We start from the raw sequence: 19,568 nt of genomic DNA, 5'->3' as shown, positions 1-19,568 counted from the left end.
GGGCCGGACTAGCGGGACTGCCCGGAGCGGACCAGGGCCCAGGCCAGCAGGACGGTCGAGGCCGTGGACAGCAGGGTGCGCCAGAGGTTGGCGCGCACCCACGGCCGCTCGAAGGCGCGGCGCACGGCGGCCGGGTCGGCGATCCGGTCCGCCGGGCCCGCCGCCGCGAGGGCGTTGTTGAGCGGGATGTTCACCCGGCCCGTGACGGCCATGGCGAGGACGCACGCGGCGAAGGCCCCGATCAGCGGCGCCAGCACGGAGCGGCCGCCGGCCGGGACGTGCAGGGCCAGGGCGAGCCCGGTCAGCAGCAGCGAGCCGACGTAGCCGGCCAGGAACCAGCCGTTGAGGATCGCGACGTTGATCCGCTGCATCACCTCCACGACGGTCCGGTCGCCCGCGCCGCGCAGGCCGGGCATGACCGCCACCGTGAATCCGTAGAACAGGCCGCTCACCAGGCCCATCGTGACCGTCGCCGCGATCAGTGACACGAAACGTACGGTTTCCACGCAGTTGCCTCCCCCGTGCTCCGCGAACGGCCGGGCGCCGCCGGCGCGGGCCGATCCTATGTTCCGCGGTCCGCGCGTCCCGGCATGTGGGACGGGCCGTTGCCCGGCCCAGCGCCCCCAAGGGGCTTTGCCGGGGCACGAACCGCGCGATGTACCCTCCGGCTGGGCCCGCACGCCCCCGGAACAGACGTCGGAGAGGAAACTGACCGTGACCGACCCCAAGGACAGGCTGGACGCACTGCGGGCGGACATCGAGCGCCGCAACCCCGCGCAGCCCGAGTTCCACCAGGCCGTACGAGAGGTCCTGGACACCCTGGGCCCCGTACTCGCCGCACGCCCCGAGTACGCCGAGGCGGGCCTCGTCGAGCGGCTCCTGGAGCCGGAGCGGCAGATCATCTTCCGCGTGCCGTGGACGGACGACCACGGCCGGGTGCACGTCAACCGCGGCTACCGCGTCGAGTTCAACAGCGCGCTGGGCCCGTACAAGGGCGGCCTGCGCTTCCACCCGTCGGTGGACATCGGCGTGGTGAAGTTCCTCGGCTTCGAGCAGATCTTCAAGAACGCCCTGACCGGCCTCGGCATCGGCGGCGGCAAGGGCGGCAGCGACTTCGACCCGCACGGCAAGTCCGACGCCGAGGTCATGCGCTTCTGCCAGTCGTTCATGACCGAGCTGTCCCGGCACATCGGTGAGCACACCGACGTCCCGGCCGGTGACATCGGCGTCGGCGGCCGCGAGATCGGCTACCTGTTCGGCCAGTACCGCCGCATCACCAACCGCTGGGAGGCCGGCGTCCTGACCGGCAAGGGCGAGGGCTGGGGCGGTTCCGCGATCCGCCCCGAGGCCACCGGCTACGGCGCCGTGCTGTTCGCCGCCGAGATGCTGAAGGTCCGCGGGGAGTCCCTCGACGGGCTCAGCGCCGTGGTGTCCGGCTCCGGCAACGTGGCCCTGTACACGATCGAGAAGCTCCAGCAGCTGGGCGCGAACCCGCTGACGGCCTCCGACTCCTCCGGCTACGTGGTCGACGACAAGGGCATCGACCTCGCGCTGCTGAAGCAGATCAAGGAGGTCGAGCGGGGCCGCATCAGCGAGTACGCCGCCCGGCGCGGCCCGTCGGCGCGCTTCGTGCGCGACGGCCGGGTCTGGGAGGTCCCCGCGGACGTGGCCTTCCCGTCGGCCACCCAGAACGAGCTGGGCGCCGAGGACGCGCGCACGCTCATCGCGAGCGGCGTCAAGGCGGTCTCCGAGGGCGCGAACATGCCCACCACGCCCGAGGCGGTGCACCTCTTCCAGGCGGCGGGGGTCGCCTTCGGCCCGGGCAAGGCCGCCAACGCGGGCGGCGTCGCCGTCAGCGCGCTGGAAATGGCCCAGAACGCGGGCCGGGTGGCGTGGGGCCGCGACCGGGTCGAGGACGAACTCGCGGGCATCATGCGGTCGATCCACGCGGTCGCGCACGAGACGGCGGAGCGCTACGGCGCCCCGGGCGACTACGTGACGGGCGCCAACATCGCCGGCTTCGAGCGGGTGGCCGACGCGATGCTCGCCCAGGGCGTCATCTAGGCGGTCCTCCAGCCCGTCGTCCAGGGCGTCATGCAGGGCGTCATGCAGGGAGTCATCCGGGCCGCCGTCGCCCCGATGCCCCCGCGCCCCGACGCTCCGACGCTCCGGCACCCCGGCGCTCCCGTCCCGCCCGCACCGGCGGGGCGGGGGTGCCCAGGTGGGAGGGGGCCCGCGGCACGTAGCCTGGCCCTCCCACCACCGACAGGGGGAGTCACCGCGTGCTGACCGCACTTGACGGGACGTACGGCGACCGCAAGGACGCCGTCGGCGTCGCCGGCCGTACCGCTTCGTACGAGGAACTGCTGGGCGCGGCGGGGGCCGTCGCCGCCGACGTCGCGGGCGCCCCCGCCTTCGCCGTCACCGCGACCGCCTCCCTGGAGACCGTCGCCGCGGTCGTCGGCGCGCTGCTGGCCGGGGTCCCCTTCGTACCGCTGCCACCGGACGCCGGTCCGGCCGAACGCGAGCACATCCTCAAGGACTCCGGCGCGGTCGAGTTCGAGGTCGACTTCGCCCGGCGCGCCGCCGCCCCGACGGCCGGAGCGGCCGGCCCCGACGACCCCGCGCTGATCCTGTACACCTCCGGCACCACCGGCCCGCCCAAGGGCGTGCTGCTGGGCGCCGCCGCCCTCGCCGCCGACCTCGACGCGCTCGCCGGGGCCTGGCAGTGGACCGCCGAGGACACCCTGGTGCACGGGCTCCCGCTGTTCCACGTACACGGCCTGGTCCTCGGCGTGCTCGGCGCCCTGCGCACCGGCAGCCGCCTCGTGCACACCGGCCGCCCCACCCCGGCCGCCTACGCCGCGGCGGGCGGCAGCCTGTACTTCGGGGTGCCGACCGTCTGGTCCCGCGTCGCCGCCGACCCGGAGGCGGCCGCCGCGCTGTCCGGGGCCCGGCTGCTGGTCTCCGGCAGCGCCCCGCTGCCCGCCCCCGTCTTCCGGGACCTGGAGCGCCTCACCGGCCACCGCCCCGTCGAGCGCTACGGGATGACCGAGACGCTGATCACCCTCAGCGGCCGGGCCGGCGGCGAGGTCCGCCCCGGCACCGTCGGCACCCCGCTGCCGGGTGTCCGCACCCGCATCGCCGCCGAGCCGGGCGCCGAGATCGGCGAACTCCAGCTGACCGGGCCCACCCTGTTCTCCGGGTACCTGGGCCGCCCCGAGGCCACCGCGGCCGCGTACACCGAGGACGGGTGGTTCCGTACGGGTGACATCGCGGCCGTCGACGAGCGCGACGGGGTCCACCGCATCGTGGGCCGCGCCTCCATCGACATGATCAAGTCCGGCGGGTACCGGATCGGCGCGGGCGAGATCGAGAACGCCCTGCTGGACCACCCCAAGGTGAGCGAGGCGGCCGTCGTCGGCGTCCCGGACGCGGACCTCGGCCAGCGGATCGTCGCCTTCGTCGTCGCCGAGGGGGTCACCGGCGCCGAGCTGACCGACTTCGTCGCCGCCCACCTCTCGGTGCACAAGCGCCCGCGCGAGGTCCGCTTCGTCGCCGCCGTGCCGCGCAACGCCATGGGCAAGCCCCAGAAGAAGCTGCTGCTGACCACCCACTTCGCCGAGGACCAGGGATGACCACCGCCGACCGCCTCCACCAGGGGCCGGGCTCCTGGATCCGCCGCTTCCACCCGGTGGCGCACCCCGAGACCGCCCCGGTCCTCGTCGTGCTCCCGCACGCCGGGGGCAACGCCTCCTTCTACTTCCCGCTCTCCCGGGACCTGGCCGCGCGCGCCGAGGTCCTCACCGTCCAGTACCCCGGCCGCCAGGAGCGGCTGGGGGAGAGCGCACCGGACACGGTGGCCGCCCTCGTCGACGGGGTGGAGCGGGCGCTGCTGCCGTGGCGGGACCGGCCGCTGGTCCTCTTCGGCCACAGCATGGGCGCCGTCCTCGCCTACGAGCTGACGCGCCGGCTGGAGGCGTCCGGGGCGGGCCCGCGCGGCCTGATCGTCTCCGGGCGGCGCTCCCCGCTGGTCGCGCGCCGGGAGCAGAACGTCCACCTCCAGGGCGACGACGCGCTGCTCGCCCAGGTCGCCGCGCTGGCGGGCACCGATCCGAGGCTGCTGGCCGACCCGGATTTCCGGGAGCTGATCCTGCCCGCGCTGCGCGCCGACTACCGGGCCATCGAGACCTACCGGCACGAGCCGGGCGGGTCCCCGCTGCGCACCCCGGTCAGCGTGCTCGTCGGCGAGTCCGACCCGCGGGCGAGCGTGGCGGAGGCCATGGGCTGGCGGGAGGTGACGGGGGCGGCGTTCACCTTCCGCGGCTTCCCCGGCGGCCACTTCTACCTGTCCGACCACCACGAGGCCGTGACCCGCGCCCTCACCGAAGACCTCACGGTCTTCACCTCCCCCACCTGACCGCGCCCCCGGGGGGCGGCTGACGGGAGGGGCCGGAAGTGGTCGGTCGGAGGGTGGGGGCCGGGCAACTGGTGGGTGGGGGCGGGGAATTGGTGCCAACATCGGGGGATGGATCAAACGGCTGGGGAATCCGGAACCGATCGGCGTGCCCTGGTGGCGGCCGGCGTCACCGTCGTGATGTGGGCCTCCGCCTTCGTCTCCATCCGGGCGTCCGCGGACCACTTCGGGCCCGGGGCGCTCGCGCTGGGGAGACTCGCGACGGCTTCCGTCGCGCTGGGGGCCGTGCTGCTGTTCAAGCGGGTGCCGTTGCCGCCGCGGCAGGCGTGGCCCGGGATCCTGGCGTCCGGGGTGCTCTGGTTCGGGCTGTACATGGTGGCGCTGAACTGGGGCGAGCAGGGCGTCGACGCGGGGACCGCCGCCATGGTGGTCAACATCGGGCCCGTCGTGATCGCCCTGCTGAGCGGGTGGCTGCTGAAGGAGGGGTTCCCGCCGATGTTGCTGGCGGGGATGGCCGTGTCCTTCGCGGGGGCGGCCGTGGTGGGGATGTCCACCTCCAAGGGCGGCGGCTCCTCCCTCACCGGGGTGCTGCTGTGCCTGGTCGCGGCGCTCGCCTACGGGGCCGGGGTGGTCTCGCAGAAGCCCGCCCTGCGGTACGCGAGCCCGCTCCAGGTGACCACGTACGGGTGCTTCGTCGGTACGGCCTGCACCCTGCCGTTCGCCGGGCAGCTGCTGCGCCAGATTCCCGAGGCCCCGCCGGCCGCCACCCTCAACATGGTGTACCTGGGGCTCTTCCCGACCGCGCTGGCCTTCACCACCTGGTCGTACGCCCTGTCGCGCACCACCGCCGGGAAGATGGGCGCGACCACCTACGCGGTGCCCGCCGTCGTCGTGCTCGTCGCCTGGATCGTGCTGGACGAGGTGCCCGGCTGGTGGACGCTGCTGGGCGGGGCGATCTGCCTGGCGGGCGTCGCCGTCTCCCGCAGGCGGCCCCGGACGGCTCCGCAGGCGGCCCCGGCCGGGAAGTGAGCGGGGTGCTCCCCCCGGGGCCCGGGGGGAGCACCCCGCTACAGGACGTACGTGGCCTCGTTGCGGCCCAGGAGATAGCCGAGCTGTAATCGGTTCAGGGCGCCCAAGTCCTGCTTGATGGCGGCGATATGGGCCTGCAGAGAGCGTTCGCTGATGCCGATCCGGCGGGCGATGGCCTTGTCCGAGTAGCCCTCCACCAGAAGCCGGCTGATGGACTCGCGGATCGCCGGGACCACCTCGTCGGCCGCCTTCGCCGCGTGCAGCGGGACGAAGGGAAAGGGCTTCGCCCGGTCCCAGGCCTTGTCGAACGTGTCCCGGAGAAATCGTACGATGGTCGGTTCGGTAATGGAGATCGCCGTGGTACGGTCCTCGTTCGCCGAAATGAAGGCCACGTCGTCGACAATGATCAAACGGTCAAAGAATTCTTCAAGAGTGCGAACCTGCGCTCCGTATTCCGTAACGGCGCGGACATATTCCTTCGTCGCCTCGTCGAATCTCGTGGTGTGCTGATAGAGCGTCCGCATCGCGATCCCCGCGGAGATGTGCCGGCGCACGGATTCCAGTGCGTCCTTCAGCACCGCGCTCGGCCGCGCCCCGTCGGGCTGCGCGGTGAGGATGTCCCGCCGGACCGAGCCCAGCGCCTCGTTGATCGCCGTTGAAATGCTGCCCAGGCCGTGCAGGTACCGGACGCCGGGACCCACGACGACCTCGTCCGGACCGGCCTCGATGGCCTGCGCCGGGGTGGGCCGCTGGGCCTGCTGCGCGGCTTCCTGCGCGAGCAGGCCCAGGTGCGTTGCGAGTTCCCGCAAGAACGCCTGCGGTTCCCCCGCCGCAGCCGCGCACAGCGCTTCAGGTGCACCGCTTTGTGCGGTTTTGACGTATTTGACTACGTCCACGTGCCACCCCCGTCTGTCCGGTATGCAGCTGTTTGTAGCGGTCTAGACCCCGTGGGTTCCCGCAATGCGTAAACCGGAGCCATCGTAGGTCTACCTCGTCGTGACCCGGCAGGGGAGATTTGGTCTCACCGCAGGAACGAACACCGAGAAGGCGCCCCGGGGATCACCACCGCCGGAAACCGCCTCGGTTTGGCGTTCCTGGAATGGCCGAACACGAAACGACTTGAGGGGACTGGGCAAAATGGGGAAGAACCACATGGTGACTCGTCGGGCCGGCCGCGTTTCGGGAATCCGCGGCCGCATGGTACTCGCCTCGGCGGGCATCGCGATCGGTCTGGGTACCGCGGTCACCGGCCTCTCCCTCCAGGGGGGCGCCCCGGCCGGCTCCGTGAGCCACCTGCGCCTCGGCGACGTCGGCTGGAACAACGCGAACCCGCACGTCGTGGCGGGTGACGCCGGCGACGTCGGCTGGAACAGCACGCAGCCCGGCACCACCCCGGCCCCCACGCCCAGCTCCACCAACGACGTTGGCTGGAACTGATCCTCCACCAGAGCCCCGTCCTGCACTGCTTCACCTCCCGCCACCGACCGACCGGCAAAGGAATGGCTGATCCTCGTGGTTGCCTCCCCCTGGTTCCTGACCTCCGAGAGCGCGGCCGGACCCGACGCCGCCGCGGCCGGCCCTGAGCCCGCCGCCCGCGTCTACTGCTTCCCGCACGCCGGCGGCAACCCCCGCACCTTCCTCGGCTGGCAGCCCGCCCTGGAGCGCGACGCGCGGATCCTCGCCGTCTGCCCGCCCGGCCGCGGCCACCGCTTCCGCGAACCGGCCCCCGCCTCGCTGACCGAGCTGGCCGACGGCGCCGCCACCGCCATCGCCCTCGACGCCACCGGCGAGCGGCCCTTCCTCCTCTTCGGCCACAGCTTCGGCGCCGCCCTCGCCTTCGAGGTCGCCCGCCGCCTCGACGGCGTACGCGGCTTCGCCCACCTCGTCGCCTCCGGCTGCTCCGCCCCGCGTCTGCTGCCCACCCCGCGCGTGGCCCGGGCCGCCGGTCTGGAGGGCCGCGCCTTCGCCGAGGCCGTCCGGTTCTTCGGCGGACTGCCCCCCGAGGTGCTGGAGGACGAGGCGATGCGCGAACTCCTCCTGCCGCACCTGAAGGCCGATTTCCGGATGGTCGCCGGGTACCGCTACCGCCACCGCGGGGCCGCCCCGCTCACCGTCCCGCTCACCCTGGTCAACGGCACCGAGGACCCGCACGTCAGCCCCGCCGCGCTCGGCCCCTGGGCCGACGAGTGCGCCGCCGCGCCGGACCGGCACTGGGTGCCGGGCGGCCACTTCTACTTCGAGGACCGGCCGACCTCCGTCACCGCCGTCCTGGGCGCCCTGGCCCGCGCGGCGGCGGCTGGCACAGCGGCGGCGGGCGCGGCAACGGGCCCCTCCCGCAGCGGAGATGAGTACGTTGAGCTGATCTGATCCACCGGCCGACGCACCCCTGCACCTGCGAGGAACCCATGAACAGCACCACCGACACGGCCGCACGTCTGCGGCGCGCCATCGCCTTCCGGGACCTGCACGAGGGGCCCCGCCCCTTCGTCGTCCCGAACCCCTGGGACGCCGGAACCGCCCGCATCCTGGCCTCCTTCGGCTTCGCCGCCCTCGCCACCACCGGCGCCGGCCTGGCCCACAGCCTCGGCCGCCCCGACGGCGCCAACCAGCTCACCAGGGCGGAGGTCCTCGCCAACGCGGCCGCCATCGTCGACGCCACCGGCCTGCCCGTCACCGCCGACCTGGAGAGCGGCTTCGGACCGGCTCCCGAGGACGTCGCCGAGACCATCCGGCTGGCGGCCGCCGCCGGTCTGGTCGGCGGCTCCGTCGAGGACTCCACCGGCCGCGACGAGGACCCGGTGCGCCCGCTCGACGAGGCCGTGGAACGGGTCGCGGCCGCCGTGGAGGCGGCGAAGGCGCTCGACTTCCCCTTCACCGTCACCGCCCGCGCCGAGAACTTCTTCCAGGGCCTGCCCGACCTCGACGACACCATCCGCCGTCTGCGGGCCTACGAAGCCGCCGGCGCCGACGTGCTCTACGCCCCGGGGCTGCCGGACGCCGACTCCATCCGCGCCGTCTGCTCCGCCGTCGGCCGGCCCGTCAACGTCCTGATGACCGGCGCCCTGAAGCTGTCCGTCGCCGACCTCGGGGACCTCGGGGTGCGCCGCGTCAGCACCGGCTCGGCCCTCTCCCGGGCCGCCCTCGGCGCCCTCGTCCGGGCCGCCCGCGAGATCACCGGCTCCGGCACCTTCGGCTTCGGCACGGACGCCCTCCCGTACGCCGACGCCAACGACCTCCTGGCCGCCGCCCCCGCCCCGTCCGCCCCGCCCGCCGACCGAGAGAGCGATCCGGCACCGTGAGCCTTCCGTCCGCGTCACCCGCCGTCCCCGCCGCCCCCGCGTCAGCCGCGGCCGGCGCCGTCCACCTGTCCGCGCCCCGCTACGTGCTGGGCGAACTCCCCGCCGACCACACCACGGTCGAGGCCCTGGCGGAGCGGGCCCGCCGGTTCGGCATGCCCGCCCGTGCCGGACTGTGGGGCTGGGGCACGGTCCACCGCACCGCCAAGTCCCTGGAGACCCTCGCCGCCGAGACCGCCCGCGCCACCCTCGACGGCGCGGGCGCCGCCCCGGCGGACGTGGACTGCCTCATCGTCTGCTCCACCCGCTTCCCGGGCGGCCCGCGCACCCACGGCACGTTCGTGGAGAACGTCCTGGCCGCCACCGGCCTGGGCGCCGCCGCCTTCACCGGCCTCACCCTGGGCCGCTGCGCCAACCTGCTGGCCGGCATCCGCACCGGCCAGGCGTACGTCGCCGCCGGCATGTACCGCCGGGTCCTGGTCGTCACCACCGACCGGGTCACCGACGAGTCCGTCCGCATGGAGAACTTCGCCCTCTTCAGCGACGGCGCCGCCTCCTGCCTGATCAGCGCCGGCCCGCTCGGCCCGGACGCCTACGAGATCGTCGCGGGTGCCGCGGCGCAGGACCCGGCGGGGCTCGACTGGTCCAACGAGATCAGCTCCGACCTCGCCCGCGAGGTCAACCGGCAGATCCTGGAGGAGGCCGGGATGAAGATCGGCGACATCCAGGGCGTGCTCCACCCCAACCTCTACAAGCCGCTCGTCGTCCTGAAGGAACGCCAGGCGGGCTTCACCCGGGAGCAGCTCTACCTCGACAACATCCCGCGCGTGGGCCACTGCTTCGCCGCCGACCCGCTGATCAACCTGGTCGACCGCCAGGACGCCGGCGAACTGCGGCCCCGCGGCCACTACCTGCTCGCCTCCAGCGTCCCGGGCGTACGGATCGCCGTCCTGCTGCGCCGGCTGCCGCAGTCCGCCGGAGCCGGACCCGCCACCACCACCACCGCCGCCCGGCAGGGAGAGCACTGACATGAGCGCCCACCCCACCCCCGGCGAGGAGACCTCCCTCGACATGGCGCGCGGGTTCTACGCCCCCGCCCACGCGCTGCCCGACCTGACCACCTCGCTGCCGTCCGGCCCCTTCGAGGCCTCCCCGGCCGGCGCCACCGAGGGCGCGCGGATCGCCGCTCTGCCCCCCGCCGGGCTGTTCCGGCGGCTGCTCGCCGACCAGGAGAGCGAGGGCGTCCTGGTCGCCGCCCGCCGGGTCCTCGCCGCCTTCCTGGCCCCGGAGTCCGAGGACCCGGACCTGCCGCGGCCCGCCGGATCCGCCGCCACCGCCGCGGAGGCGACCGCCGCCGCCACCGCCGAGGCCGACGGCGTCGCCGCCCAGGTCCTGGCCGCCCGCGCCGAACTCGTCGCCGTGCTGGCCCCGTTGACGGGCCACCCCGACCCCGAGGTGCGCACCGCCGTACTGCGCCAGCGCGCCCCCCTCGCCCTGACCGGGGGCTGCTGGCTCGACACCCTCTCGCAGGCCGCGACCCAGCCCGCCGAGATCGTGGGTCGGCTCTTCGGCCAGCACTGGCGCCTCCAGGGCGAGGGCACCGCCGAGGCCGGGATGCTCGGCCGCCGCCGCCGGGCCCTGATCGGCGCCGGCGTCTTCCTGCCCGGCGTGGAGGCCGCCGCCTTCCTCGACGAGACCGGCGCCCGGCCGCTGACCGCCCTGCACGGCGCCTTCCACCTGGCCCTGTCCCGGCTCCCGGCCTCCTTCCTCCCCGAGGTCGTCGGGATCCACTACGCCGCCCACGCCCTCGGCCTGGACGACCTGCTGCTCGGCATCGAGCCGATGCTCGCCGAGAGCGACGTACGCCCCCTGCTCGCCGACTACCTGGCCTTCACCGCGCAGTCCCCGACCGGGGCCGAGGACCGCCGCCGCGCGCTGGCCGCCGTACGCCTCCTCGTGCGCCTGGAGCGCGAGCACACCGCCGCCCTCGCCGAGCTCGCCGGCTGGCACGACGGGCTGTCGCTGGACGCCAAGGTCGCGCGGATCGTCGAGCGGCACGCCCCGCACGCCGGCCGCCAGCACCGCGCGGTGCGCCTGGGCACCCGCAAGCTCACCGACTGGCTCGACGACGAACGGCTCGACGCGGCCGCCTTCGTACGGGAGTTCCGCACGGCCCGCCAGATCAGGCCCGCCCGCGACGGCGGCCCCTGCCGGTTCCTGAAGTCCATCAAGTTCGGCGGCCCGATGTTCGGCATCTTCGACGAGCGGGAGGCCGCCGTCCTCGCCGAGTGGGCGGCGGCCGTCGCCGCGGGCGAGCCCGCCGGCCCGGACCTGGTGCCCAGCACCGCGGGCGACGAGCCGGCCCGGGCCTGGAGCGGCCGGCTCGCCACCGTCGAACCCGCCGGCCTGGTGGTGCGCGAGCCCGAGGGCACCGGCGACCACCGCCGCTTCTTCCACCGCCTGGTCAACTTCGAGCGCCACCCGAACGTGCTGCCGCAGGCCCGGGCCCGCGCCGAGGCCGGGCTCGCCGACGCCGAGCTGCTCTTCGCGCACGGGGCCGGCGGGGTGCTGACCGACGCCAGCTGGTTCCCGTACACGCCCGAGGCGCTCATGGAGCGGGTGGAGCGGATCTACTGGGACAAGCTCGTGGACCCGTACGAGCCGCTCACCGAGATCCCCTCCCGCGACGAGGTGGTCTTCGAGCAGTCCACCTACGCGCTCGGCAGCCTCATCGACGGCACCTGGGCGCACCGGATCGGCAACCTCGGCCGCCGCGGCCGGCGCAGCGACGACCTGCTCTTCTCCATCTACGCGGACGAGATGGGCCGCGGCGACATGGACAAGAACCACATCACCATCATCCACAAGGTGCTCGCCAGCATGGACATGGACCTGCCGCACATCCGGCAGGAGGCGTTCCTGCACCAGGGCGACCTGCCGGACCACCTGTACGGCTTCTCCATCCACCAGATGTGCCTGTCGCTGTTCCCCGACAGCCTCTACAACGAGATCCTCGGCTACAACCTGGGCATCGAGATGTTCGGTCTGGGCGCGATGCGGCTGCACGAGATCCAGAAGCTGCGCCGGCACGGCCTCGACGTCTCCTACGAAGAGGCCCACCTGTCCATCGACAACTTCTCGGCCGGGCACGCCCGTCAGTCCGCCGAGATCGTCGTCGCCTACCTCGACGACGTGCGGCGCGGCTCGGGCGAGGAGGCGGTGCAGCGCGAGTGGCGCCGGATCTGGCGCGGCTACGCCTCCTTCGCCCACTTCGTCGAGCACGGCCTGGTCAAGCGGGTCCGCGCCGAAGCGGCCGCCACCGCCGCCGCCGCTACCGCGACCGCCACCGCCCCGGCCGCCGACGCCCCCGCCGACCTGGTCATCTGAGGAGCCGGACGATGGAACTGACGACGAGCTTCGACCCCGAGGTCATCGCCCTGCCCTTCTACGAGGACTCCCACCGCCGGCTCGCCGCCTCGGCCGGGGCCTGGTGCGACAGCAACCGGGTGCTGTGGGAGGAGATCCGCGCCCTCGACCCGGACGCCGCCGGACGCCGCCTCGTGCGCGCCCTCGGCGCGGCGGGCTGGCTCGCCGAACTGGACCCGCGGGGCGCGCCGGTGGACGACTTCCGGGCCGTCTGCCTGCGCCGCGAGGCCCTCGCGTACGCCGAGGACCTGGCCGACTTCGCCTTCTCCATCCAGGCGCTGGCCGCGACCCCGCTGCTGCGCTTCGGCAGCGAGGCGCAGCGGCGCCGCTACCTGCCCGGGATGGCCGCCGGAACCCTGATCGGGGCCTTCGCGGTCTCCGAGAAGGAGGCCGGTTCGGACCTGGCCTCGGTGGGGCTGGCAGCGGTCCGGGACCCGGCGGACGGCTCGTACGTGCTCAGCGGGCGCAAGGCGTGGATCGCCAACGGGACCATCGCCGACGTGTTCGTGGTGATCGCCCGCACCGGCCAGGGGCCCGGCCCGCTGGGCCTGTCGGCCTTCCTGGTGCCGAGCGGGACGCCCGGACTGCGGGTGGAGCGGGTGGACGCCATCGCCCCGCGCTCCTTCGCGCACCTGTCCTTCGAGGACTGCCGGCTGCCCGCGGACGCGCTGCTCGGCAGGCCGGGCAAGGGGTTCGTGGTCGCCGTCGATCTGCTGGAGCGGTTCCGCACGACGGTCGGCGCGGCCGCGCTCGGCTTCGCCCGGCGGGCCTTCGACACCGCGCTCGCCCACGTCCTGGGCCGGGAGGCGTACGGGGCGACGCTCTTCGACCTCCAGCTGGTCAAGGCCTCCCTCGCCGACATGGAGGTGCGGCTGAACGCGGCCGCGCTGCTGGTGGCGCGGGCCGCCTGGGAGACCGACCGGGGCAGCCGCCGCTTCGCCCGGCACTCCAACATCGCCAAGGTGCACGCCACCGAGGCCGCCCAGGAGGTGGTCGACTCCGCCGTGCAGCTGCTCGGCGCGGCGGGCATCGTGCAGGGGTCGGTCACCGAGCGGCTGTACCGGCAGATCCGCTCCCTGCGCATCTACGAGGGCACCTCGGAGGTGCTGCGGATGGCCATCGCGGGCTCCCTCGACATGCGCAGGGCGGCCCGGGTGACGGCGGCCTGACTCGGCCGCGCCCCGGCCGGCCGTGCCGCCGCTCCCGCCGCCCGCTCAGCCCGTACCGCCCGCTCAGCCCGTACCGCCCGTTCAGCAAGGAGACTTCGTGAGCACCACCACCGTCACCCCCGTCGAGGCCGTCCGCCTCGCGGACCCCTACCCCTTCTACGCGCGCCTGGTGGCCGAGCGCCCCTTCGCCTTCGACGAGGTGCTCGGGGCATGGGTGGCCGCGGACGCGGCCGCGGTGCGCGCGGTGCTGGGCAGCGCGGTGCTGCGGGTGCGGCCGGTGGCCGAGCCCGTCCCGGCGGGGATCGCCGGGACGGCGGCCGGGGAGGTGTTCGGCGCTCTGGTGCGGATGACGGACGGCGCGGCGGCCGCCCGCCTGAAGGGGGTCGTCGCGGGGGCCCTGGCCCGCGCCGACACCGCGCACGCGGCCGCACTGGCGGCCCGCTTCACCCGCGAGGCGCTCGCCGCGGGCGGTGACGTCCCGTACGAGGAGCTGATGTTCGGGGTTCCGGCCCGGGTGATCGCGGTGCTCTGCGGGCTGGCGGGCGGGGCCGAGCGCGAGGCGGCCCGGGCGATCGGCGACTTCGTCCGCTGCATCCCGGCCACCGCCACCGCCGCCGACCACACGGCGGCCGGGGCGGCCGCCGTCCGGCTGCGGGCGCTGCTGGGTCCCGGGCTGGACGCGGCCGCGGCCGCCCCCGCCGGAGCCGGCCCCGCGCGGGGGCTGCTCGCCGAACTGGTGCGGGCCGCCGACCGGGACGGACGGGTGGAGCTCGGAGCGCTGCTCTCCAACGCCATCGGCTTCCTCTCGCAGACCTACGACGCCACCGCCGGGCTCATCGGCAACACCCTGGTCGCCCTCGCCCGCGGCGCGGCCGCCCCCGACACGGCGGCGCTGGTGCGCGAGGTGGTCCGCCACGACGCCCCCGTCCAGAACACCCGCCGGTTCGCGGCCGGGGCCTTCACCCACGCGGGCTCCACGGTGGAGCCGGGCCAGCAGCTGCTGGTGGTGCTCGCCGCCGCCAACCGGGACCCCGCCGTCAACCCCGACCCCCACACCCTGCTCCCCGGCCGGGTGAATCCCGTGATCTTCACCTTCGGCGCGGCGGCCCACCGCTGCCCGGGCGGGGAGCTCGCGGTGGCCCTGGCGAGCGCCGTCGTCGGCGAACTGCGCACGGCAGGCTTGACCACCACCGCGACCCCCGCCTACCGCCCTCTGGCGAACGCCCGGATCCCGCACCTCTAGCGCGCAGGCACCTCCAGGACGCCGCCCCCGCAACCGCGATCAGGCCGGGGGTCTACCACCCCTATGCCTTCAGACAGGACAAACCGCACCATGTCGGACCGTATTCACCTCTGGATGCGTCACGAGGCCCGCCCCACCGAGCGGCGTGCCCCCCTCACCCCCGAGGACGCCGCCCGCCTCGTCGGGGCCGGTGTCCGGATCACCGTCGAGGAGTCGCAGCAGCGCGCCTTCCCCCTCGCCGCGTACGCCGCCGCGGGCTGCGCCACCGCCCCCACCGCCTCCTGGCACGAACAGGCCCCCGACACCGCCCACGTCCTCGGCCTCAAGGAACTCCCCTCCGGACCGGACGCCCCCGCCCTGCGCCACCGTCACATCTACTTCGCCCACGCCTACAAGGGCCAGGCCGGCGCCGGCGCACTGCTCTCCCGCTTCACCGCGGGCGGCGGCGCCCTCCTCGACCTGGAGTACCTCACCGACGAAGCGGGCCGCCGCGTCGCCGCGTTCGGCTACTGGGCCGGCTACGTCGGCGCCGCCCTCGCCGTCCTGCACCACCGCGGCGCGCTCACCACCCCGCTGCGCCCCACCGACCGGGCCTCCCTCGACGCCCTGCTCGCCTCGGGCGGAACCGCCGGGGACCCCACCACCGCCCTGGTCGTCGGCGCGCTCGGGCGCAGCGGCCGCGGCGCCTGCGACGCGCTGGAACGGGCCGGACTGGCGCCCACCCGCTGGGACCTGCCCGAGACCCGCTCCCTGGACCGGGCCGCCCTGCTCGCCCACGACCTGATGGTCAACACCGTCCTGACCACCACCCCCGTGGCGCCCTTCCTGGCCAAGGCCGACCTCGACGACCCGGCCCGGCGGCTGTCCGTGCTCAGCGACGTCACCTGTGACGTCACCTCCGACTGCAACGTCCTGCCCGTCTACGACGAGACCACCACCTGGACCGAACCCGTCCGCACCCTGCGCGCCGAGGCGCCCCGCCTCGACCTCATCGCCATCGACAACCTCCCCTCCCTCCTCCCCGTCGAGGCCAGCACCGCCTTCTCCGCCGAGCTCGCCCCGCACCTGGCGCGGCTGGGCGGCCGGGACGGCGTCTGGGACCGCGCCCTGACCACCTACCGGACGGCAGCCGAAGCCCAGGAGGCACCCCTTGACCACTGATCAGCCCGCGCCCGGCGCGGCCCCGGCGTCCGGCACCGTCCACTGGATAGGCACCGGCCTGTCCACCGGCCGCTCCGGCCTCTCCCTCGTCTGCGAGCGCGCCCGCCGGGTGGTCCTGTGGGACCGCACCGCCGAGCGCGCCGCCGCCCGCCTGGCCGCCCACGGCCTGGCGGGCCGCGCGGAAGTCCGCGCCCTCACCCCGGCCGCCCTGGCGGCCGGGGTGGGCCCCGGAGACGTCCTCGTCTCCATGCTCCCGGCCGCCGAACACGCCCCGCTGCTGCGGCTGGCGGCCGAGCGGGGCGCCCACTTCGCCTGCACCAGCTACGTCACCCCGGAACTGGCCGCGCTGGCCGCCGAAGCCGCCGGGGCGGCCCGCACCGTCGTCCTGGCCGAGGCCGGACTCGACCCCGGCATCGACCACCTGATGGCCCACGACCTGGTCGCCCGGGCCCGCGAGGCCCTCGGACCGGCCCCGGCGACCGCCGTGTTCACCTCCTACTGCGGCGGAGTCCCGGCGGTCCCCAACTCCTTCCGCTACCGCTTCAGCTGGGCCCCGTACGGGGTGCTGGCGGCCCTCGGCTCGCCGGCCCGGCACATCGACGGCGGGGCCGAGCGGACCGCCGCCCGCCCCTGGGAGGCCACCCGGCCGCTGACCCTGGCGGGCGAGGAGTTCGAGGTCTACCCCAACCGCGACAGCCTCCCCTTCGTCGCCCAGTACGGCATGCCCGACCAGTGGCAGCTCGCCACCTTCGTCCGCGGCACGCTGCGCAACGCGGGCTGGCGGACGGCCTGGAAGGAGGTCTTCGACACCGTCTCCACCGGCGACCCCGAGGCCGTCCGCGCCCTGGCCGCCGCCCTCGCCGCCCGCCACCCCACCACCCCCGCCGACCGCGACCGCGTCGTGCTGTCCGTCTCCCTGGAACTGCGCACCGCCGCCGGGACCCGCTGGAGCGGCTCCCACCTGCTGGACCTCACCGGCGACGCCGACGAGTCCGCGATGGCCCGCTGCGTCAGCCTCCCCGTCGCCTACGGCGTGACCCGGATCCTGACCGGCGCCCTCCCGGCCGGCCTCAACCGGGCGGCCGAGACCCCCCGGGAGACCACCCGCTGGCTCACCTTCCTCGCCGCCCACGGCCTGGGCGGCACCCGCGAAGAAACCTCCTCCACCCCCTCAGGAGTCCCGGCATGACCGACCCGACCGCGCCCCCGGCCCGGCCCGCAGCCCCCCGCCCGCTCCCCGCGGCCTTCGTCCTCACCGGTGCCTTCCGGGTCGTCTGCCGAAACCCCCGCTACCTGGAGGAACTCGCCGCCCGCGGCCTGAAGATCCTCCTGATCACCCCCGAGAGCCACCGCGAGGCCGCCGAGACCGCCCGCAAGGACCCCGAGCACCCGGCCTTCCTGATCGACGAGATCGCCTACGTCGACGGCTCCCTCGACCTCGAAGGCTCCTTCACCCCCGGCTTCGCCGCCCGGGCCCGCGCCTGGCACGGCCGCTACGACGTGCGCGGCGCGTACGCCGTCGGCGAGACCCTGGTCGAGCAGACCGGCCTGCTCTGCGACGCCCTCGGCCTGCGCGGACCCGGACCGCGCGCCACCCGCGTGTGCCGCAGCAAGTACCTCCAGCGCTGGTACCTCGACGCCTTCGGCCCCGCCTGCCTGGTGGTGCCGCCCGGCGGACGCGAGGACGCCGACCTGACCGCGCTGGCCTACCCGGTCGTCGCCAAACCCGCCACCCGGCACTCCAGTTCGGGCGTGGTCGCCGTCGAGGACGCCGCCGCGATGCGCGTCCTGCTGGCCGAGTACCCCGCCCACGAGACCGTACTGATCGAGGAGAAGGTCACCGGCCAGGAGTACTCGGTCGAGTCCCTCGTCCAGCACGGCGAGCCCGTCTTCACCTCCGTCACCCGCAAGGAGACCACCGAATCCGGTGCCCGCACCTTCGTGGAGCTGGCCCACTCCGTCCCCAGCGCCCCCGGCGACGCGGACGCGGCCCTGCTCGACGCCAACCGGCGGATGCTGGACGCCCTCGGCTTCCGCGACGGCATCGCCCACGCCGAATGGCGCGTCGGCGCCGACGGCCGCCCCTGCCTGATGGAGGTCGCCGCCCGCACCCCCGGCGACGGCCTGCTCGCCCTCTACCACCTGGCCACCGGACGCCCGATGGAACCCGAGATCATCAAGATCGCCCTCGGGGAGGACGCCGCCTACCCGGCCCCGCGCCGCTTCGCCCGCCAGGTCTACCTGGACCACACCCCCGGCGTCCTCGCCGACGTCACCCTCGACTGGCCCGGCGTACGCCCGCTGTGGGTGGGCGAGGCCGGCATGTGGCCCGAGTGGCCGCCCGGGGAGGCCGCGGACCCGGCCGCCCTGCGCGCGCTCCTCGTCCTCCAGGAGGCCGGGGCCCGGCTGCGCCCGCTCGCCAGCTCCGAGGACCGGGCGGTGACCTTCCTCATCGACGCCCCGACCCCCGAAGGCCTCGACGAGCTGGAGCGGTCCGTCCGGGCCGCCGTCACCGTCGTCATCGAACCGCAGGAGGCCGCCGGTGAGCACTGACGTCCGCCCCGCCGAAGCCGCCCCGCGGCCCGGGGCCCCGGCCCGGCCCGCCCCCGGGGTGTGGGCGACCTTCAAGGAGGCCCCGCGCGCGGTGAAGACCGTACTGGCCGGGGTGCTCGTCAACCGGCTCAGCGGCTTCCTGCACGTCTTCCTCGTCCTCTTCCTCACCTCCCGGGGCCACTCCAAGGGACACACCGTCATCGCGCTGGGCGTCTACGGGGCCGGGGCCGTCGCCGGCTCCCTGGCCGGCGGCACCCTCGCCGACCGGCTCGGCATCCGCGGCGCCACCGTCCTGTCCATGAGCAGCACCGCCGTGCTCACCGCCGCCCTCCTCTACCTGCCCGGCTTCGCGCCGCTGCTCGGCGCCATCGCGCTGGTCAGCCTGGGCGCCCAGCTGTTCCGCCCCGCCTCGGCCACCCTGCTCGCCGAGCAGACCGACGGCGACCGGCAGATCATGATCTTCGCGATGTACCGCTTCGGCCTCAACGTCGGGGCGACCGTCGCCCCGCTGCTCGGCTACGCCCTCTACCACGCCGGGGGACAGACCTACACCCTGCTGTTCTGGGGCGAGGCCGCCCTCGCCCTGGCCTACGCGCTCGTCGCCCGGGCCACGCTGCCCGCCCGTACCCGTACCCGTACCGGTACCCGTAAGGCCGGGGCGACGGACCGGGACGCGGCCACCGGCGGCTACGGCGCGGTCCTGCGCGACCGCCGCTACCTGCTCTACCTCGTCGCCGCCTTCTTCCACTCGGCCGTCTACATGCAGTACCTCTCCACCCTCCCGCTGTCCCTGAAGGACGCCCACATCGCGCTCTTCTGGTACACCTTCGCGGTCGCGCTCAACGGCTCCCTCGTCATCGCCTTCGAACTGCTGGTCACCAAGGTCTCCCAGCGCTGGCCCCTGAAGATCACCATCGGCCTGGGCTTCGCCCTCGTCGGGGCCGGAGTCGCCTGCTACGGACTGCCGATCGGGCCCGCCGCCGTGATCATCGGCACCCTGATCTGGTCCCTGGGCGAGATCCTCGGCGGACCCGCCGTCTTCGCCTACCCGGCCTCCGCCGGCCCCGAGGCGCTGCGCTCGCGCTACATCGGCAGCTTCCAGTTCGTCTTCGGCCTGGGCTCCGCCCTCGGGCCGATGGCCGGCACCTGGCTCTTCCTCCAGTTCGGCCCGCTCGTCTGGCCGATGGTCGGTGCCTGCTCCCTGCTCGCCACCCTGTTCGGCCTGGTCGCCGTACGCACGCGTCCGGCCGCGGCCTGAGTCCCCACCCCCCCTT

The 19,568-nt window shown here is 74.8% G+C and carries 17 protein-coding genes; 15 read left to right on the top strand and 2 right to left on the bottom strand.

What is annotated here, in order from left to right; translation table 11 throughout:
- Positions 1-8 precede the first annotated feature (8 nt).
- Complete coding sequence (locus ACGFXC_RS31065; RefSeq protein ID WP_393718207.1) at positions 9-506, bottom strand: DUF1772 domain-containing protein; 498 nt, start codon at positions 504-506, stop codon at positions 9-11.
- Positions 507-708: 202 nt separating this feature from the next.
- Here ACGFXC_RS31065 and gdhA point away from each other — a divergent pair, with 202 nt between their 5' ends.
- The 4 genes from gdhA to ACGFXC_RS31045 all read left to right on the top strand — a co-directional run bounded on the left by gdhA (position 709) and on the right by ACGFXC_RS31045 (position 5,446).
- The gene (gene gdhA, locus ACGFXC_RS31060; RefSeq protein ID WP_393718268.1) at positions 709-2,064 is read left to right on the top strand and encodes an NADP-specific glutamate dehydrogenase; all 1,356 of its coding nucleotides are present in this window, start codon (positions 709-711) and stop codon (positions 2,062-2,064) included.
- Between the two features lie 218 nt (positions 2,065-2,282).
- Positions 2,283-3,638 (top strand): AMP-binding protein, encoded by a 1,356-nt coding sequence (locus tag ACGFXC_RS31055; protein ID WP_393718206.1) that lies wholly within the window; start codon positions 2,283-2,285, stop codon positions 3,636-3,638.
- A complete protein-coding gene (locus ACGFXC_RS31050) occupies positions 3,635-4,420 on the top strand; it encodes a thioesterase II family protein (RefSeq protein ID WP_393718205.1) in 786 nt (261 codons plus the stop codon). Before ACGFXC_RS31055 ends, ACGFXC_RS31050 begins: the two co-directional genes overlap by 4 nt.
- 108 nt (positions 4,421-4,528) lie before the next feature.
- Positions 4,529-5,446, top strand: coding sequence for a DMT family transporter (locus tag ACGFXC_RS31045; RefSeq protein WP_393718204.1), 918 nt, complete (start codon positions 4,529-4,531; stop codon positions 5,444-5,446).
- Positions 5,447-5,484: 38 nt separating this feature from the next.
- Here the strand turns inward: ACGFXC_RS31045 and ACGFXC_RS31040 are convergent, their stop codons facing one another.
- A complete protein-coding gene (locus ACGFXC_RS31040) occupies positions 5,485-6,342 on the bottom strand; it encodes a LuxR C-terminal-related transcriptional regulator (RefSeq protein WP_393718203.1) in 858 nt (285 codons plus the stop codon).
- A gap of 301 nt (positions 6,343-6,643) precedes the next feature.
- On the opposite strand from ACGFXC_RS31040, the gene ACGFXC_RS31035 reads away from it, so the two are divergent.
- The 11 genes from ACGFXC_RS31035 to ACGFXC_RS30985 all read left to right on the top strand — a co-directional run bounded on the left by ACGFXC_RS31035 (position 6,644) and on the right by ACGFXC_RS30985 (position 19,552).
- Complete coding sequence (locus ACGFXC_RS31035; protein ID WP_393718202.1) at positions 6,644-6,883, top strand: hypothetical protein; 240 nt, start codon at positions 6,644-6,646, stop codon at positions 6,881-6,883.
- A 75-nt stretch (positions 6,884-6,958) separates the two neighbouring features.
- Positions 6,959-7,813, top strand: a complete 855-nt coding sequence (locus ACGFXC_RS31030; protein ID WP_393718201.1) for a thioesterase II family protein — start codon at positions 6,959-6,961, stop codon at positions 7,811-7,813.
- Between the two features lie 38 nt (positions 7,814-7,851).
- Positions 7,852-8,745, top strand: a complete 894-nt coding sequence (locus tag ACGFXC_RS31025; RefSeq protein ID WP_393718200.1) for an isocitrate lyase/phosphoenolpyruvate mutase family protein — start codon at positions 7,852-7,854, stop codon at positions 8,743-8,745.
- Positions 8,742-9,770 carry a 3-oxoacyl-ACP synthase gene (locus ACGFXC_RS31020; RefSeq protein ID WP_393718199.1) on the top strand — a complete coding sequence of 343 codons (1,029 nt, stop codon included), beginning with the start codon at positions 8,742-8,744 and terminating at the stop codon, positions 9,768-9,770. The genes ACGFXC_RS31025 and ACGFXC_RS31020 overlap by 4 nt, the downstream gene beginning before the upstream one ends.
- A gap of 1 nt (position 9,771) precedes the next feature.
- Positions 9,772-12,129, top strand: a complete 2,358-nt coding sequence (locus tag ACGFXC_RS31015) for an iron-containing redox enzyme family protein (RefSeq protein ID WP_393718198.1) — start codon at positions 9,772-9,774, stop codon at positions 12,127-12,129.
- Positions 12,130-12,140: 11 nt separating this feature from the next.
- Positions 12,141-13,337 carry an acyl-CoA dehydrogenase family protein gene (locus tag ACGFXC_RS31010; protein WP_393718197.1) on the top strand — a complete coding sequence of 399 codons (1,197 nt, stop codon included), beginning with the start codon at positions 12,141-12,143 and terminating at the stop codon, positions 13,335-13,337.
- A 97-nt stretch (positions 13,338-13,434) separates the two neighbouring features.
- Positions 13,435-14,580: a hypothetical protein gene (locus ACGFXC_RS31005; protein ID WP_393718196.1), complete on the top strand. Its 1,146-nt coding sequence runs from the start codon at positions 13,435-13,437 to the stop codon at positions 14,578-14,580.
- A gap of 90 nt (positions 14,581-14,670) precedes the next feature.
- Positions 14,671-15,741, top strand: coding sequence for a saccharopine dehydrogenase (locus tag ACGFXC_RS31000; protein ID WP_393718195.1), 1,071 nt, complete (start codon positions 14,671-14,673; stop codon positions 15,739-15,741).
- Positions 15,731-16,930 (top strand): saccharopine dehydrogenase C-terminal domain-containing protein, encoded by a 1,200-nt coding sequence (locus tag ACGFXC_RS30995; protein ID WP_393718194.1) that lies wholly within the window; start codon positions 15,731-15,733, stop codon positions 16,928-16,930. The genes ACGFXC_RS31000 and ACGFXC_RS30995 overlap by 11 nt, the downstream gene beginning before the upstream one ends.
- A complete protein-coding gene (locus tag ACGFXC_RS30990) occupies positions 16,927-18,294 on the top strand; it encodes an acetyl-CoA carboxylase biotin carboxylase subunit family protein (protein WP_393718193.1) in 1,368 nt (455 codons plus the stop codon). Before ACGFXC_RS30995 ends, ACGFXC_RS30990 begins: the two co-directional genes overlap by 4 nt.
- The gene (locus ACGFXC_RS30985) at positions 18,284-19,552 is read left to right on the top strand and encodes an MFS transporter (protein WP_393718192.1); all 1,269 of its coding nucleotides are present in this window, start codon (positions 18,284-18,286) and stop codon (positions 19,550-19,552) included. Before ACGFXC_RS30990 ends, ACGFXC_RS30985 begins: the two co-directional genes overlap by 11 nt.
- The last annotated feature ends 16 nt before the right edge of the window (positions 19,553-19,568 follow it).

The sequence above is a fragment of the Streptomyces sp. NPDC048507 genome (assembly GCF_043199995.1).
Taxonomy (GTDB): domain Bacteria; phylum Actinomycetota; class Actinomycetes; order Streptomycetales; family Streptomycetaceae; genus Streptomyces.
This window is presented reverse-complemented; position numbering and strand designations above follow the sequence as displayed.

Bases quoted from the DNA above. Each gene is read 5' to 3' on its own strand.
- ACGFXC_RS30990 (WP_393718193.1), top strand. From the start codon at position 16,927: ATGACCGACCCGACCGCGCCCCCGGCCCGGCCCGCAGCCCCCCGCCCG.
- ACGFXC_RS31025 (WP_393718200.1), top strand. From the start codon at position 7,852: ATGAACAGCACCACCGACACGGCCGCACGTCTGCGGCGCGCCATCGCC.
- ACGFXC_RS31010 (WP_393718197.1), top strand. From the start codon at position 12,141: ATGGAACTGACGACGAGCTTCGACCCCGAGGTCATCGCCCTGCCCTTC.
- ACGFXC_RS31015 (WP_393718198.1), top strand. From the start codon at position 9,772: ATGAGCGCCCACCCCACCCCCGGCGAGGAGACCTCCCTCGACATGGCG.
- ACGFXC_RS31045 (WP_393718204.1), top strand. From the start codon at position 4,529: ATGGATCAAACGGCTGGGGAATCCGGAACCGATCGGCGTGCCCTGGTG.
- ACGFXC_RS31000 (WP_393718195.1), top strand. From the start codon at position 14,671: ATGTCGGACCGTATTCACCTCTGGATGCGTCACGAGGCCCGCCCCACC.
- ACGFXC_RS31050 (WP_393718205.1), top strand. From the start codon at position 3,635: ATGACCACCGCCGACCGCCTCCACCAGGGGCCGGGCTCCTGGATCCGC.
- ACGFXC_RS31035 (WP_393718202.1), top strand. From the start codon at position 6,644: ATGGTACTCGCCTCGGCGGGCATCGCGATCGGTCTGGGTACCGCGGTC.